Origin of the sequence: Vibrio sp. F13 (assembly GCF_020806305.2) — a bacterium.
In the GTDB taxonomy this organism is placed as follows: Bacteria; Pseudomonadota; Gammaproteobacteria; order Enterobacterales; family Vibrionaceae; genus Vibrio; species Vibrio crassostreae_C.
The window spans coordinates 561,954-578,008 of sequence record NZ_CP170175.1 but is presented as its reverse complement, the minus strand read 5'-3'; the positions used below and the strand labels follow the sequence as shown (position 1 = coordinate 578,008).

The following is a 16,055-nucleotide window of genomic DNA, read 5'->3' as shown; positions in this document are numbered from 1 at the left end:
ATGTCTGAACAAAATGAATTTATGCAAGAAGAAGAGCTGATTGAGATCATCGAGAACCAGCTTGAAGATGGCGAACCAGTGAAAGTGAAAGAGACGTTGATGCGTTTAATGATGACAGGCACTCCACGTGAAGAAGCAATTGCGGCTATGGCATGTGCACTGGCAATTGAAGTATTTGACGTTATGAAAAACGGCGCGGAGTTTAATCAAAAACGTTACGCAGAGCATTTGGGCATGCTGCCTGATTTAAGCTTTATGGAAGGCGAATAAAAAAAACCTTCAGCAAACGTTTGCTATAGTTTGAAAGATTGCCGCGTTAAATATAGCGCGGTAGAATCCGCCACCTATTTCCCCTTGACTTAGACTAGCCCTATGAAATTCCCTGGACAACGTAAATCAAAGCACTACTTTCCGGTTCACGCTCGTGATCCTCTAGTGAGCCAAGCTCAAAGCAGTAAAAGAATGTCACGCACTCATATTATCGGTATTGACCAAACATTGGTGGATATTGAAGCAAAGGTGAGTTCTGAACTTATTGAGAAGTATGGTTTGAGCAAGGGACATTCACTGGTTATTGGCGACGCAGCCGCTGAATCTTTGTATCAAGAATTAAAAGAGCAGTGCCTGATTACCAATGAATACGCTGGTGGCACAATTGGTAACACATTACACAACTATTCAGTGCTAGCGGATGACCGTTCTACACTGTTAGGTGTAATGAGCCAAGATATTAAGATTGGTAGTTACGGTTATCGCTATTTATGTAATACATCAAGCAGAATGGATCTGAACCATTTACAAGGGGTAGATGGCGCAATTGGTCGCTGCTTTGCATTAATTACAGAAGACGGTGAACGTACTTTCGCAATTAGCGAAGGACAAATGAACCAATTAAAACCAGAAAGCATTCCTGAAAAAATCTTCAAAAGTGCTTCTGCTTTAGTTTTAACGGCTTATTTAGTTCGCTGTAAGCCAGGCGACCCGATGCCTGAAGCAACAATGAAAGCGATCGAATACGCGAAGAAATACGATGTGCCAGTCGTTCTTACACTAGGTACTAAGTTCGTTATTCAAGATGATCCAGAATTCTGGAAAGATTTCCTTGAGCAACACGTAACGGTTGTTGCAATGAATGAAGACGAAGCTGAAGCGTTAACGGGTGAAAGCGATCCACTGGCTGCATCAGATAAAGCGCTAGACTGGGTAGACCTTGTTCTATGTACTGCGGGACCTGTTGGCCTATTTATGGCTGGTTATACAGAAGATGCAGCTAAGCGTGAAACGTCACTGCCTTTACTTCCAGGTTCAATTGCGGAATTCAACCGTTTTGAATTTAGCCGTCCTGCGCATAAAGATTTATGTGAAAACCCAACTAAAGTGTATTCGCACATTGCGCCATACATGGGTGGACCAGAAAAGATCAAAAATACCAATGGTGCAGGTGATGCTGCGTTATCAGCTTTATTACATGATATGGCTGCTAATAAGTACCACAAAGAAAACGTGCCAAACTCAAGTAAACACCAACATTCATTCTTGACGTACTCTTCGTTCTCACAAGTTTGTAAATATTCTAACCGTGCTAGCTATGAAGTGTTGGTTCAACACTCTCCACGTTTATCTCGTGGCCTTCCTGAAAGAGAAGATAGCCTAGAAGAAGCGTACTGGGAAAGATAAGTTACTTTCTTTAATCAGTAGTACTATCAGTATCAGTTGGTTTCTAATACTGATAGTACAAATATAAAAAAGGCTCCGAAAGGAGCCTTTTTTGTTTCTGAATATATTGAAGTCGTAAATAATACTTGGGTCGACTTAAATATTAATTCTATCGCTTAGCGTGTAATTGATTACTCACTAAGTAAACTAAATGTTTAGATAGCAAACTCTTCTAGAGATTTACCAGCATCTAGCTGTTCTTGGATAGCTGAAGGCGTACGGCCTTGACCTGTCCAAGTCTTCTCGTCGCCGTTTGCGTCTACGTATTTGTATTTCGCTGGGCGAGGAGCGCGTTTAGCTTTTGTTGTTTTAGATTTTGCTTCACCAGAAAGTGCAGCAATAAGATTGGCAACATCAATTCCGTCTTTTGCAATTTGTTCAGCAATAGCAGAAAGCTTAGCTTCTTGCTCTGCTTTAGCAGCACGCTCTTCAGCTTCAGACTCTTGACGCTCTTGTACAACAATAGTCAGCTTGTCTAGCGCTTCTTCAAGTTGCTCAAGAGTTAATTCACGTGAGAACGCACGAAGGCTGCGGATATTTAATAGAGTTTTTGTTAATTCAGACATGATATTTTCCATCAAGGTAAACTAAATAATCTTCCTAATAATAAACAGAGCCTAGGAATAAAACAAATAGTATTTCTTCTATTACATATTTAAATATAAAAGTGAGATGAATAGTTGAAAATTCAGAGCAGTATTTCTATTGAATTTATAATAATTATTAAGAATATCTTAAAAAATGATATGTGACAGGTGGAGTAGTCAACTTATGTAGACTATTCTTCTATTGATTAGTTCATTAACAAAAAGCTATTTTTCTCGGAATGATATGTTGCATTGTTGCTCTTGATGAGTACAATTGCGGCTACCTGATGCGAGGTGTTGGTTAATTTGTTGTTAAACTCTGGTTTACACGGTTAATAATGTTATCGCACGTAGAGGTGCAATTATAAAAAGTAACTTCCGTTGGGGTGATGCCAATGAACGGGAATGAAAGGTGTAATTGCCGAAGTAAATTGTATATCTAAGCAATTTGCTGGGGTTGTGCTCAATAGGTACAACACTGCCATAGTCTTAATTTTAAACTATGGAGCGCTACTGTAGGGTTGGGTGAAGTGTTCACTTCCCTTTCGCTTAGTTCAACATGAGCTTGGTCAGCCGTATCAAGTTTGTCTGCAGTAGATCTCTAGCCAAATAAAAAACTGGTTTTTGAAGATCATGAATTTAATAGATTTTGCAACATCACCTTTATCTTTGCTTCCGCCCCTTGTGGCTTTGAGCCTTGCTATTGTTACCCGCCGTGTATTGGTTTCTTTGGGTGTCGGTATCGTTATGGGTGCCATCTTACTGGCTGACTATTCAGTAGGTAATGCCGCTAGCTACGTATTTACTAAAGCATCTGGTGTTTTCATCGAAGATGGTGGTATCAATACTTGGAACATGAGCATCATTGCTTTCCTAATTATTCTTGGAATGACAACAGCGCTATTAACGCTTTCTGGTGGTACTCGTGCATTCGCTGAGTGGGCTCAGTCTCGAGTTAAGAGCAAGCGTGGTTCAAAACTGCTTGCTGCATTTTTAGGTGTATTCATCTTTGTTGATGATTACTTCAACAGCTTGGCAGTGGGTGCAATCTCTCGTCCTGTTACAGACCGTTTCTACGTATCTCGCGCTAAGCTAGCTTATATTCTTGATTCTACTGCGGCTCCTATGTGTGTGATCATGCCAGCTTCTAGTTGGGGTGCTTACATCATTACTATTATTGGTGGCATCTTAGTAACACATGGTGTGACAGAGTATTCTGCTCTAGGTGCTTATGTTCGTCTTATTCCAATGAACTTCTACGCGGTATTTGCACTATTGATGGTGTTCGCAGTGGCGTGGTTCGGTCTAGATGTTGGTAAGATGCGCGATCACGAGATCGAAGCGTCTCAAGGTCGTGGCTTTGAAGGCGACAACGATAGCCAGCAAGCTCACGATCTAAACGAAGAGCTAGACATCGAAGAGAGCGAGAACGGTTCTGTTTCTGACCTAATCATGCCGATCGTTTCATTGATCGTAGCGACTGTAGCTGCGATGCTTTACACAGGCGGTCAAGCGTTAGCTGCTGATGGTCAAGCGTTTAACCTACTTGGTGCATTCGAAAATACAGATGTTGGTAAATCTCTTGTTTACGGTGGTGTTATCGGCTTACTAGTAGCACTAGCGACAGTATTCAAGCAAAAGCTATCTATGGCCGATATCGCAAGAACAATGTGGATTGGTGCAAGCTCTATGTTTGGCGCAATCCTAATCCTTGTATTCGCATGGACTATCGGTTCTGTAATCGGCGACATGAAAACAGGTTCGTACCTATCATCTCTAGTAACGGGCAGCATCGATTACCACTGGCTACCAGTTATCTTGTTCCTTCTAGCGGGCGTTATGGCGTTCTCTACAGGTACTTCATGGGGTACGTTCGGTATCATGCTACCTATCGCAGGTGACATGGCTGCAGCATCGGATATCGCACTGATTCTTCCAATGCTAAGTGCGGTTCTAGCGGGTGCAGTATTTGGTGACCACTGTTCTCCAATCTCAGATACGACGATTCTGTCTTCTACTGGTGCTCGTTGTAACCACATCGACCACGTCTCGACTCAGCTTCCATACGCGTTGTCTGTAGCGTTCGTATCGTGCATTGGTTTCATCACTCTAGGTATGACATCTTCAATTGGCATCGCATTTGGCGCAGCGTCTCTAACGTTTGTTGCTGTATGTTTTGCATTGGCTTACTTCTCTCGCTGCAAAATGGCGACGTGCAAAAGCTAAAATTGAAAGTTAATCAGTAAACTATCAGGGAGGCGTTTGCCTCCCTTTTTTGTGCCTGTTAATTTAATTTTAAGTTTCGTGAAAAAAGTTCGAATAAATGGTTGAAAAAGGATGTCAGCTTAGTTAGTGTGGAGACAAGACAGCAAACAACCTAAGAGCTGATAAGTATGCGTAAATTAGTAATGAACATTCATCACCATCATCACCCTATCTAGTCTTTCGGGGAGATTTACGTATACCCGGGAGCAAGATTACTCCCGGAGGTTAAGTCAAAAGAATTTAGATTTAAACCCTCGGGATGACAAAGTCCCCGAGGGTTTTTTAGTTTTAGCGCTTTTAAATAATCAATAAATTCAAATATTTGCACAGGGATACAGCAATGCAGACACAACGCCTAAGAATCGCAATTCAAAAGAAAGGTCGCTTAAGTAAAGAGTGCCAAGACCTACTTAAAAAATGTGGTGTTAAATTTAATATCATGGGTGAGCGCCTAGTGGTTCACTCACTAAATATGCCAATCGACTTGTTACTCGTTCGTGATGACGACATCCCAGGTCTTATCATGGATGGTGTAGTTGACCTTGGTTTCATCGGTGAAAATGAACTAGAAGAAGTTCGTCTAGATCGTGTTGCTCTTAAAGAGCCTTCAGAGTTCCGCACACTACGTCGTTTAGACTTCGGTGGTTGCCGCCTTTCAATCGCTATTAATAAAGACGAAGAATACAACGGCCCACAAGACTTAGCGGGCAAACGTATTGCGACAACCTACCCACAACTACTTAAAGCCTACATGGACGAGCAGGGTGTTGAGTTCAGCACTTGTATGCTAACAGGTTCGGTTGAAGTCGCGCCTCGCGCTGGCCTTGCAGACGCTATCGCTGATTTAGTTTCTACAGGTGCAACGCTTGAAGCGAACGGCCTAAAAGAAGCAGAAGCTATCTTCCAATCGAAAGCAACACTGATTCAACGTGTTGGCGACTTCGACGCAGACAAGACCGCACTGATTGAAAAACTACTGACTCGTATGCAGGGTGTTCAACAAGCGAAAGAGTCGAAGTACATCATGCTTCACGCGCCAACCTCTCAACTAGAGCAAATCAAAGCACTACTGCCTGGTGCTGAAGATCCAACGGTTCTTCCTCTATCTACAGACAAAGACAAAGTTGCCGTGCACCTAGTAAGTACAGAGAACTTGTTCTGGGAAACAATGGAACAGCTGAAAGAGTTGGGTGCAAGCTCGATTCTAGTATTACCAATCGAAAAAATGATGGGGTAGTGACGATGAGAACCGTTGTTTGGCAATCTTTAAGTGAATCACAGCAAGACTCGGTATTAGAGCGTCCAGCTATTACTGAAGGTGCAAACATCACAGCGACTGTTTCTGATGTTATTGCAAAAGTACGAAATGAAGGCGATGCCGCGCTTAAAAAGCTGACTGCAAAGTTTGATGGTGTAACTCCAGAATCTATCCGAGTCAGTTCGGGTGAGATTGAAGAGGCGTGTGCTCGTCTAACACCAGAGATGAAGCAAGCGTTAGAGCAAGCTTATAGCAACATTGCTAAGTTTCACGAAGCTCAAAAGCCGCAGCCAATTAAGGTTGAGACACAGCCTGGTGTTGTGTGTGAGCAAGTGACGCGCGCGATTAATACTGTTGGCCTTTATATTCCCGGTGGCAGTGCGCCACTACCGTCAACGGTTCTTATGTTAGGTGTTCCTGCTCAAATCGCAGGTTGTCGTAAGGTTGTGCTTTGTTCACCTCCGCCAATCGCTGATGAAATCTTGTATGTCGCTAAGCTTTGTAAGATCGACGAAGTTTACAACGTTGGTGGTGGTCAAGCGGTTGCAGCAATGGCTTACGGTACCGAGAGTGTGGCTAAAGTCGATAAGATCTTCGGCCCAGGTAATGCCTACGTTACGGAAGCAAAGCGCCAAGTGAGTAATGACTTCCGCGGAGCAGCTATTGATATGCCAGCTGGCCCATCTGAAGTGTTAGTGATTGCTGATGAAACGGCTGATGCAGACTTCATTGCAGCGGATTTGTTGAGCCAAGCGGAACACGGGCCTGACTCTCAAGTAGTATTGGTAACTCCATCTCCAGTGGTTGCAGACCAAGTAACAGAAGCGGTTCAAAAGCAACTGAAAGAACTGTCTCGTGCGAACATCGCTCAGCAAGCATTGGCTTCAAGCTTAATCATCATTGCTGAATCGATCACTCAAGCGATTGCGATTTCGAATTTCTACGGTCCTGAGCACTTGATCGTTCAAACCAAGAACCCACGTGAATTGCTGCCATTGCTAGATAATGCAGGCTCAATTTTCCTTGGTGACTGGTCTCCAGAATCTGCAGGTGACTACGCATCCGGCACAAACCACGTTCTTCCGACTTACGGTTATACCAAGACGTATTCAAGCCTAGGTTTGGCTGATTTCTCTAAGCGAATGACGGTGCAGGAGCTAACAGCCGATGGGTTGAAAGGCCTAGCGCCAACAGTAGTAACAATGGCGGAAGCCGAAGGTTTGGATGCACACAAACGCGCTGTGACTATCCGAGTTGAAAAGTTAAATAAAGCGAAATAAGGGTAGGGCATGGAAAAGTTAGCAAGAAAACAAGTTCAGGCTCTAACACCTTACTTGTCTGCAAGACGCATAGGCGGTACTGGTGATGTATGGCTAAACGCCAACGAATCTCCGTTTGATAACGAGTACAACCTGAACTTGTCTCGTCTTAACCGTTACAGCGAATGTCAGCCAAAAGAGCTGATTGATGCTTACGCTCAATACGCAGGCGTGAAATCAGAGCAAACACTGACGACTCGTGGTGCTGACGAAGGCATTGAGTTATTGATTCGTGCTTTCTGTGAGCCGAACGAAGACGCTATTCTTTACTGCCCACCTACTTACGGTATGTACGCAATCAGTGCAGAGACGATTGGTGTTGAGCGTAAAGTTGTGCCTCTTACTTCTGAATGGCAATTGGATCTTCCAGCTATCGAAGCTCAGCTCGACAACGTAAAAGTGGTGTTTGTTTGTAGCCCAAATAACCCAACCGGTAATTTAGTTGATCGTAAAGACATCATCAAGCTGCTTGAAATGACACAAGACAAAGCGATTGTGGTGATGGATGAAGCGTATATCGATTTTTGTCCAGAAGCGTCAACCGTTGATTTGCTTGAGCAATATCCAAACCTAGCGATTCTGCGCACCTTGTCGAAGGCCTTTGCTTTGGCGGGCTTACGTTGTGGCTTTACGCTAGCGAATAAAGAGCTTATCGATGTACTGTTGAAAGTGATCGCTCCTTATCCTGTGCCAATCCCTGTTGCTGACATTGCCGTTCAAGCTCTCTCAGAGCAAGGACTAGCGCGAGCTAAGTTCCAAGTTCTAGATTTAAGTGCTAACCGAGCGTATTTGCAGGCGGGTCTATTAGGTATGCCTCAAGTGATGGTTTTTGATGGCTGGGGTAACTACTTACTGGTGAAATTCCCGAACGGCGATGAGTTATTTAAAGCGGCTTGGGATACGGGCATTATTTTGCGTAATTCACCTATTGAAGACTGTGTTCGTATTAGTATTGGTAACCGCGAAGAGTGCGAAAAGACACTTGGATTCATTCGTAACTTTTATCAGTAATGAAAGGCTTACCAGTAATAACATTTGCCAGTTTGAGTTGATTAATTGGGCTGGCAAGTGAAACCAATATTTTGGGTTAGCGTTTGATTTTAGCTAGGCCACCAGATTTAAAATTAAAAGGAAGTTCAAGTGAGTAAACAACAGAAAATACTTTTTATAGACCGTGACGGCACCTTAATTGTTGAGCCGCCAGTTGACTTTCAAGTAGACCGTTTAGACAAGCTAAAATTCGAACCGCGAGTAATTCCTAGCCTGCTTGCTTTGCAAGATGCTGGTTACCGCTTAGTAATGGTCACTAACCAAGATGGTTTAGGTACCGATAGCTACCCACAAGAAGATTTCGATGCACCACACAATATGATGATGGAGTTCTTCGAATCTCAAGGCGTTAAGTTTGACGACGTGCTTATTTGCCCTCACTTTGACGAAGACAACTGCTCTTGCCGTAAGCCTAAACTGGGTATGGTTAAAGAGTACCTACAAGGCGGTAAAGTCGATTTCCAACACTCTGTTGTGATTGGCGACCGAATGACGGATCTTCAACTGGCAGAGAACATGGCTATCCGCGGTATTCAATATGGCCCGGATGCGGAAACTGAAGGCACGCTTAACTGGCCACAAATCGTTAAAGATCTGACGGTTAATGCGCGTATTGCTGAAGTAGTTCGTACTACTAAAGAAACCGATATCAAGGTTGCAGTAAACCTTGATGAAACCGGTGGCAACAAGATCGATACCGGCATGGGTTTCTTCGACCACATGCTTGATCAAATCGCGACACACGGTGGTTTCCAAATGAACCTGACTGTGAAGGGCGACCTGCACATTGATGATCACCACACAGTCGAAGATACCGCTCTGGCTTTAGGCCAAGCATTGAAAGATGCACTAGGCGACAAACGTGGTATTGGCCGTTTTGGTTTCAGCCTACCAATGGATGAGTGTTTGGCTCAGTGTGCGTTAGACCTTTCTGGTCGCCCATACCTGAAGTTCGATGCTAAATTCAGCCGTGAGCAAGTGGGTGATCTTTCAACCGAGATGGTGGTTCACTTCTTCCGTTCTCTAACTGATACATTGGCTTGTACGCTACACCTTTCTTCTGATGGCAATAATGATCACCACATCATTGAGAGCCTGTTCAAAGCGTTTGGCCGTACTCTTCGCCAAGCAATCAAAGTTGAAGGTAACGAGTTACCAAGCAGCAAAGGCGTTCTGTAAGGGTTCGGTATGAAAGAGCAAAAAGTCGTTATTATTGATACTGGTTGTGCCAACGTTTCATCGGTGAAGTTTGCGATTGAACGTTTGGGCTACGCAGTTGAAATTTCAAAAGAACCAGAAGTGGTTCTTGCTGCCGACAAGCTATTCCTACCCGGTGTAGGTACAGCAAGTGAGGCAATGAAGAACCTGCAAGAGCGTGACCTTGTTACCCTTGTCAAGCAAGTTGAGAAGCCTCTGCTGGGTATCTGTCTAGGTATGCAGCTGTTAGGCAAACTGTCTCAAGAGAAAGGTCAAAAGGCTGATGAGTTAGTTGAATGCCTAGGTTTGTGTGATGGTGAAGTTCGTTTACTTGAAACGGGCGACTTGCCATTACCACACATGGGTTGGAACACCGTAACGGCAACACCTAATCATCCTCTATTTAAAGACATTGAAGAAGGCGAATACTTCTACTTTGTTCATAGCTTCGCAATGCCAGTGGGCGACTACACAATCGCACAATGTGATTACGGTAATCCGTTCACTGCGGCGGTTCAAAGTGGCAATTATTATGGTGTTCAGTTCCACCCAGAGCGATCTTCGAAAGCTGGCTCTAAGCTGATTCAGAACTTCTTGGAATTGTAATAAGGATTAGGCAGCGGCTAACGTTGCCATATAAGGAATGTAAATGATTATTCCCGCGTTAGATTTAATTGAAGGCCAAGTAGTTCGCTTATTCCAAGGAGACTACGGGCAAGTAACAGAATACAAAGTAGACCCAGCAGAGCAGTTTAATCTGTACCACCAAGCTGGCGCTGGCTGGCTGCACCTTGTTGACTTAACGGGCGCAAAAGACACAACGGCTCGTCAGTTAGACTTGATTGCTAAGCTCCTTGCTAGCACGCCTGCGAACATCCAGATTGGTGGTGGCGTGCGTAACGAACAAGATGTCGTTGATCTGCTAGAAGCTGGCGCACAGCGCGTTGTGGTTGGTTCTACAGCCGTTAAGCAACCTGAGTTGGTGAAAGGTTGGATGGAGAAGTACGGCGCGGAAAAAATCGTGCTGGCTCTGGACATCAATATTGACGAAAGCGGCATACGTAAAGTGGCGATTTCAGGTTGGCAAGAAGATTCAGGTGTGACCATTGAAGCGCTGATTGAAGACTACCTCACGGTTGGCCTTAAACACGTGCTGTGTACCGATATTTCACGCGATGGCACGCTAGAAGGATCAAACGTAGAGCTCTATGTTGATCTTTGTAAGCAGTACCCACAAGTGCAATTCCAATCATCGGGCGGCATTGGCAGCCTAGCTGATATCGAAGCGCTAAAAGGCAGCGGTGTTGCGGGTGTGATTGTGGGTCGTGCACTACTTGATGGCAAGTTTACCGCAGAGGAGGCATTTGCATGTTGGCAAAGCGCATAATCCCTTGTTTGGATGTCCGTGACGGACAAGTGGTTAAGGGCGTTCAGTTCCGTAACCACGAAATTATTGGTGACATCGTTCCGCTAGCACAACGCTATGCAGAAGAGGGCGCCGATGAATTGGTATTTTATGACATCACCGCATCAAGTGATGGCCGTGTGGTCGATAAAAGCTGGGTGAAACGCGTAGCTGAAGTGATCGATATCCCTTTCTGTGTCGCTGGTGGTATTAAATCAGCAGAAGATGCAGCGCGCATCCTTGAGTTTGGTGCGGATAAAGTGTCAATCAACTCACCGGCATTGGCTAATCCACAGCTGATTACTGACCTTGCTGATAAGTTTGGCGTTCAGTGTATCGTTGTCGGTATCGATTCATACTTCGACAAAGAAACCGGTAAATATCAGGTTTACCAATTTACAGGCGATGAAGCGCGTACTAAAGCAACCAAATGGGAAACCAAAGATTGGGTGCAGGAAGTACAGAAGCGTGGCGCAGGTGAGATTGTGTTAAACATGATGAACCAAGATGGCGTTCGTAACGGCTATGATATCGATCAGTTAAACATGGTGCGTGAAGTGTGTAATGTGCCATTGATTGCCTCTGGTGGCGCTGGTGCAATGGAGCACTTTGCTGAAGCTTATAAAAAGACCAACGTGGATGGAGCACTTGCGGCTTCGGTATTCCACAAACAAGTCATCAATATTGGTGAACTTAAACAGTATTTAAAACAACAAGATGTAGAGGTGCGACTATGAGTTTTGAACCCGTAAGCTTATCAAAAACAGAAGTAGGCGCATTGTCAGAGCGTATTAACTGGGAAAAAGTAGATGGCTTAGTGCCAGCGATTGTTCAAGATTACCAGTCAAGCCAAGTGCTAATGATGGGATACATGAACCCAGCCGCACTTGAGAAAACGGGTGAAACTGGCAATGTGACGTTTTTCTCTCGCACAAAAGAGCGTCTTTGGACGAAAGGTGAAACGTCGGGCAATGTATTGCAACTGCAAAACATCGCCTTGGACTGTGACAGCGACACCTTACTGGTTAAAGTTAATCCCATTGGTCCAACGTGCCACACAGGTACAACAACGTGTTGGGATGGAGACAAGCAAGAAGAGTCTCAGATGGTGTGGCTTCATCAGCTTGAGCAGCTATTGGCTGCCCGCAAGGACGCCGATCCTGAATCTTCTTATACTGCCAGTCTATATGCCCGTGGCACCAAGCGTATTTCGCAAAAAGTGGGCGAAGAAGGCGTTGAAGTCGCGCTTGCGGCGACGTCGGGCGATAAGGCGGAGTTAGTGTGTGAATCAGCAGATTTGATTTACCACCTAATGGTTCTTCTTCAAGACCAAGGCTTATCGATGGATGATGTGGTAAACAAGCTGAAAGAGCGTCATAAGTAAGCTCTCTTTAGATTAATAGAACCGCGTAAAAGACAGACAAAAGCCCCGCAAACAAACATGTTTACGGGGCTTTTTAGTTTTTTAATTTTCAAGATTTCAAGATTTCAAGATTTCAAGATTTCAAGATTTCAAGATTTCTAAGCCCTACGTCACTTTTCTAACCTCTGACTTTGCGTCATTCCGAGGAGCCTAAGCGACATCAGGAATCTCTTCTCTTAATCTGACTTCTTAGTCGAACGAGTTACCCGCAGCACTTCTTGTATTTCTTACCACTGCCACAAATACACGGATCATTACGGCCGATTTTAAAGCTCTCAACGGTTTGATTTAAGCGTGGGTCAATTTCTGGTTGTGTAGTTTGTTCCTGCTCTGGGAAGGTACCATCAATGTAGTACCAAAGACCGTCTTCACGTATAAAGCGAGAGCGTTCTTGCATGCAGTATTGTGCGCCTTCTTCATTGAAGTAAGCTTTAAACTCAACAAAGCCTTCGTCTTGGTGCGAGCCTACCGCAGTATCGATGACTTCTAGTCCTGCCCAATCACTGTTGATAGATTCGGCAATACCTTCTCTTTGCGCTTCTGCGTTGCAGCTAGGGTGGTAAGTCGCAACAACATAGTCAACTAAACCCAACACGTGCGCTGAATAACGAGAGCGCATCAACTGTTCAGGCGTTTCAACAGCACTGTGGTGAAGGTGCGCTGATTCACAGCACTGTTGGTAAGTATTTTTGCTACCGCATGGGCATAAAGACATAGTCAGATCCTGTAAAAATGGCCTCTATTAAGAGGCCATAAGTGAATGCGTGGGAGTTTACCAAGAAACGATCGCTCACCAAAGTTTAGTTTCTGTTGAAGTTATTGAAATTATCAAAGTGTTAGCGCGAAGTTTACTATTTCAAGGCTGGAGACAATAGCTCTTGAGCCCAAGTCGTCGCTTCGTCATAAGCTTGACCAAGTTGAGCTTCACTCAGTTTGAGAAGCTGGCGAATACGAGTCGCTTCTTCCCAACGAGCTTGCTCATACGCAACCACCATCGCCAATACAGCACCTAACACACCTTTACGTTGAATCAAGGCTTGTTTGATCTCGATGTCGATCGGCACTGAATCGAGTACTTGTTTCAATGGTTGGTCAAAGAGTGAGTCCAACAGAGAGAACATACCGGTCAAAAAGGCTTGTCCAGGCTCAACCTTAACATTCATCTTCTCAACCAAGAGTTCACACTGACGTGCGCGTATTACCGCTAAGCCATAAAGTGAGTCCGGCTTATCTTCTTTCGCGGATGCGATAGCCACCAGTGAAACGAACTTACGCAGTTTCTGTTCACCAAGGTAAATAAGCGCTTGGCGGAATGAACGAATCGTTGTTGGTGAACCGCCAGCGGAGTTTACGTAGGTAAGTAGCTTATACGACATGGTCACATCGAGCGTAATCAAACGCTCTACTTCACCAAAGTCGATAGGGTCGTGCGCAATCTCTTTTAACAGCTGAACGGTCGTCAGGAATGCCGGGTTGAGCGCACGCGTTTGGATCATCTCTGGCTTGCTAAAGAAATAACCTTGAAAGTAGGTGAAGCCTGCTTTTTTCGCTTCTTGGTATTCTTCGTACGTTTCTACTTTCTCAGCAAGGAACTTGATATCTAGCCCTTTGAGAGAGTTCATAAACATCGCTGCTTTGGCAATTGGCGTCAAACGGATATCGAACTTGATAATTGAAACGTAGGGTAAGAAGCGCTTCCAAGCTTTACTTGGCACAAAGTCGTCTAGCGCAATGGTATAACCCGCGTCAAAGATGGTTTTGATTGCTTCAAGTAATTCGTCTGTTGGTTCGCAGTCTTCAAGAACCTCAACAACGAGGCTTTCTTTGGGGAACAGAGTAGGGACTAAGTTGATTAGGCTTGCATATGGGAAGTTCACGAACCCAAGCTTATCACCCAACGTATTATAGTGGGTCGATAAGAAGTGATCGGAAAGCAAACGGCTAGTAGCGAGCTCCGGCTCTACTTCAGGGAAAGTGTTCTTAGGACCATCCCTGAATAGCAACTCGTAACCTATGGTTTTCTTGCCTGTGTCGAGTATTGGTTGACGCGCTACGTATGAATATTTCAACTTGGTACTGTGTTCGGTTTATTTCTGGTAGAGAGATAATAGCTAATTCACTAGAAATTACCATACACTTTCTAAGAAAGTCTGACCGACAATAATAATCAAAGTGAAAGTTTAAGCGTGATGTTAAAAGCTATTGCTAAACGCTCGATTCTGTAGTTCAAAACTTTGCGGCGTGAACACCAGCACTGAGCCTTGCGTATACCAATCGCCAAGTACGATACGGGTTTTAGTGCAATTGTTAGCATTAAATGTATGGATGTCTGGGCGGTGAGTATGGCCGTGGATCATCAGATCGACATTGTTTCGTTCCATCACATCTTCGACTTCTTGCTGTGTCACATCCATGATGTCGAGAGACTTGGTCTGCTTGTCATCTTTGATATCTGATTGAACCTTTGAAACAATTTTCTTCTTGATGAAAAATGGAATTCGGTTGAAGACCCATTGTAACCATGGCTGATGCACTTTTTCGCGAAAGGCGAGGTACTTTACATCTTCAGTACATAGAGTGTCTCCATGCAATACTACCGCTTTTTGCCCGTAGATATCGATCGTAGAAACTTCGTCGAGAAGTTGTACGCCCGTTTGCTTAGCAAATTTTTTGCCGACTAAGAAGTCGCGGTTCCCTTGAGTAAAGTAACAAGGCACGCCTGTTTTCACTAAGTCGATAAACGCTTGGCGGATAGAAGTCGCGAATTCACTCTTATCATCGTCACCAATCCAGAATTCGAAAAGGTCACCTAATACGTAAAGTGCATCCGCTTCTACGGCTTCTTTCTTCATAAAGGTTAAGAAGCAGTCTGTGATGTCTTCTCGTGACGGAGAAAGGTGCAGATCTGATATAAAATATGTTTTCATAGGTCTAAAAAAAGGGAGCGATTCGCTCCCTATATCCTGATTTTATCGGCTCATCAATACTAACCGAAAGCGATGAATTAAGCTTCGATTGTAGTACCAGTGATGATCACTTCTTCTAGAGGTACATCTTGGTGCATACCCATAGAACCAGTGCTAACACCTTTAATCTTGTTTACGATTTCCATGCCTTCAACAACTTCTGCGAATACACAGTAGCCCCAACCGTCTAGGCTTTCGCTACGGAAGTTTAGGAAAGAGTTGTCGTTAACGTTGATGAAGAACTGAGAGCTGGCTGAATGCGGTTCCATAGTACGAGCCATTGCTAGCGTACCAACTTTGTTCGCTAGACCGTTGTTTGCTTCGTTCTTGATCGTTGCACGAGTTGCCTTTTCTTTAAGGCCAGAAGTCATGCCGCCGCCTTGAATCATGAAACCATCGATAACACGGTGGAATAGTGTGTTGTCGTAGAAACCGTCACGGCAATACTGTAGAAAGTTTGCGCTTGTTTCTGGTGCTTTTTCTTCGTTAAGTTGAACTTTGATATCACCAAAATTTGTGTGAAGGATGATCATGATTGTTACCTTACTGTCTTTTTAATATGAAGTTCGAATTCTAGCGCATGTTGGCAGACTTTCAAATCACCAAATCATTAACTTAACTCGGATGTTTGAGGTAATACCAATCGTAGTAAATAACTGGCCATCCTAGCTTGTTAAAACACTTGATAACGTCGTTAGAAATTTTGAATGTAGAATAACTACTTATCGAAACTTTTTGTCGAAAAGAGCTTCCTTGTTCTCAAGCATTTTTTCTGCGCTATTTATGACCATCTACTTACCGTGATTGGTATAATTCCTGCTTTTAGGGATTACCTATTAAGGTATGACTTGTTATACTGCGAGCTTATT

16 protein-coding genes, 1 riboswitch and 1 other annotated feature are annotated in these 16,055 nt (G+C 44.0%); of the genes, 11 read left to right on the top strand and 5 right to left on the bottom strand.

What is annotated here, in order from left to right:
- Together LMH68_RS02595 and LMH68_RS02590 are read left to right on the top strand one after the other, a co-directional pair.
- Positions 1-270: a hypothetical protein gene (locus LMH68_RS02595; protein ID WP_010439986.1), complete on the top strand. Its 270-nt coding sequence runs from the start codon at positions 1-3 to the stop codon at positions 268-270.
- 102 nt (positions 271-372) lie between these two features.
- On the top strand, positions 373-1,677 hold the full coding sequence (locus LMH68_RS02590; RefSeq protein ID WP_017060261.1) for an inosine/guanosine kinase: 1,305 nt from the start codon (positions 373-375) through the stop codon (positions 1,675-1,677).
- A gap of 194 nt (positions 1,678-1,871) precedes the next feature.
- Here LMH68_RS02590 and LMH68_RS02585 read toward each other — a convergent pair whose 3' ends face one another.
- Positions 1,872-2,282 carry an H-NS family nucleoid-associated regulatory protein gene (locus LMH68_RS02585; protein ID WP_413755467.1) on the bottom strand — a complete coding sequence of 137 codons (411 nt, stop codon included), beginning with the start codon at positions 2,280-2,282 and terminating at the stop codon, positions 1,872-1,874.
- 364 nt (positions 2,283-2,646) lie between these two features.
- Positions 2,647-2,824: riboswitch (Lysine riboswitch) on the top strand.
- Positions 2,825-2,936: 112 nt separating this feature from the next.
- On the opposite strand from LMH68_RS02585, the gene LMH68_RS02580 reads away from it, so the two are divergent.
- From LMH68_RS02580 to hisIE, 9 genes are all read left to right on the top strand, one after another.
- Positions 2,937-4,529: a Na+/H+ antiporter NhaC family protein gene (locus LMH68_RS02580; protein WP_102332948.1), complete on the top strand. Its 1,593-nt coding sequence runs from the start codon at positions 2,937-2,939 to the stop codon at positions 4,527-4,529.
- A 190-nt stretch (positions 4,530-4,719) separates the two neighbouring features.
- Positions 4,720-4,855, top strand: a sequence feature (His leader region).
- A 53-nt stretch (positions 4,856-4,908) separates the two neighbouring features.
- Entirely contained in the window at positions 4,909-5,805 is an 897-nt protein-coding gene (gene hisG / locus LMH68_RS02575; RefSeq protein ID WP_017060264.1) for an ATP phosphoribosyltransferase, read from the top strand.
- Positions 5,805-7,106 carry a histidinol dehydrogenase gene (gene hisD, locus LMH68_RS02570; RefSeq protein WP_017065318.1) on the top strand — a complete coding sequence of 434 codons (1,302 nt, stop codon included), beginning with the start codon at positions 5,805-5,807 and terminating at the stop codon, positions 7,104-7,106. Before hisG ends, hisD begins: the two co-directional genes overlap by 1 nt.
- A 9-nt stretch (positions 7,107-7,115) precedes the next feature.
- The gene (hisC, locus tag LMH68_RS02565) at positions 7,116-8,156 is read left to right on the top strand and encodes a histidinol-phosphate transaminase (protein WP_229647178.1); all 1,041 of its coding nucleotides are present in this window, start codon (positions 7,116-7,118) and stop codon (positions 8,154-8,156) included.
- A 129-nt stretch (positions 8,157-8,285) separates the two neighbouring features.
- Positions 8,286-9,374 (top strand): bifunctional histidinol-phosphatase/imidazoleglycerol-phosphate dehydratase HisB, encoded by a 1,089-nt coding sequence (hisB, locus tag LMH68_RS02560; protein WP_017060267.1) that lies wholly within the window; start codon positions 8,286-8,288, stop codon positions 9,372-9,374.
- A gap of 9 nt (positions 9,375-9,383) precedes the next feature.
- Positions 9,384-9,998, top strand: coding sequence for an imidazole glycerol phosphate synthase subunit HisH (hisH, locus tag LMH68_RS02555; protein WP_017060268.1), 615 nt, complete (start codon positions 9,384-9,386; stop codon positions 9,996-9,998).
- A gap of 43 nt (positions 9,999-10,041) precedes the next feature.
- A complete protein-coding gene (gene hisA, locus LMH68_RS02550) occupies positions 10,042-10,779 on the top strand; it encodes a 1-(5-phosphoribosyl)-5-[(5-phosphoribosylamino)methylideneamino]imidazole-4-carboxamide isomerase (RefSeq protein WP_017067391.1) in 738 nt (245 codons plus the stop codon).
- Positions 10,761-11,534: an imidazole glycerol phosphate synthase subunit HisF gene (gene hisF / locus LMH68_RS02545; RefSeq protein WP_017060270.1), complete on the top strand. Its 774-nt coding sequence runs from the start codon at positions 10,761-10,763 to the stop codon at positions 11,532-11,534. Before hisA ends, hisF begins: the two co-directional genes overlap by 19 nt.
- On the top strand, positions 11,531-12,181 hold the full coding sequence (hisIE, locus tag LMH68_RS02540; RefSeq protein ID WP_017060271.1) for a bifunctional phosphoribosyl-AMP cyclohydrolase/phosphoribosyl-ATP diphosphatase HisIE: 651 nt from the start codon (positions 11,531-11,533) through the stop codon (positions 12,179-12,181). The genes hisF and hisIE overlap by 4 nt, the downstream gene beginning before the upstream one ends.
- A 241-nt stretch (positions 12,182-12,422) precedes the next feature.
- On the opposite strand, the gene LMH68_RS02535 is transcribed toward hisIE, so the two are convergent.
- The 4 genes from LMH68_RS02535 to LMH68_RS02520 all read right to left on the bottom strand — a co-directional run bounded on the left by LMH68_RS02535 (position 12,423) and on the right by LMH68_RS02520 (position 15,719).
- Complete coding sequence (locus tag LMH68_RS02535; protein WP_017060272.1) at positions 12,423-12,935, bottom strand: YchJ family protein; 513 nt, start codon at positions 12,933-12,935, stop codon at positions 12,423-12,425.
- 136 nt (positions 12,936-13,071) lie between these two features.
- Complete coding sequence (locus LMH68_RS02530) at positions 13,072-14,289, bottom strand: EAL and HDOD domain-containing protein (RefSeq protein WP_029235542.1); 1,218 nt, start codon at positions 14,287-14,289, stop codon at positions 13,072-13,074.
- 123 nt (positions 14,290-14,412) lie between these two features.
- Positions 14,413-15,147, bottom strand: coding sequence for a UDP-2,3-diacylglucosamine diphosphatase (gene lpxH / locus LMH68_RS02525; protein WP_017060274.1), 735 nt, complete (start codon positions 15,145-15,147; stop codon positions 14,413-14,415).
- Between the two features lie 77 nt (positions 15,148-15,224).
- Complete coding sequence (locus tag LMH68_RS02520; protein ID WP_048614502.1) at positions 15,225-15,719, bottom strand: peptidylprolyl isomerase; 495 nt, start codon at positions 15,717-15,719, stop codon at positions 15,225-15,227.
- Positions 15,720-16,055 lie beyond the last annotated feature (336 nt).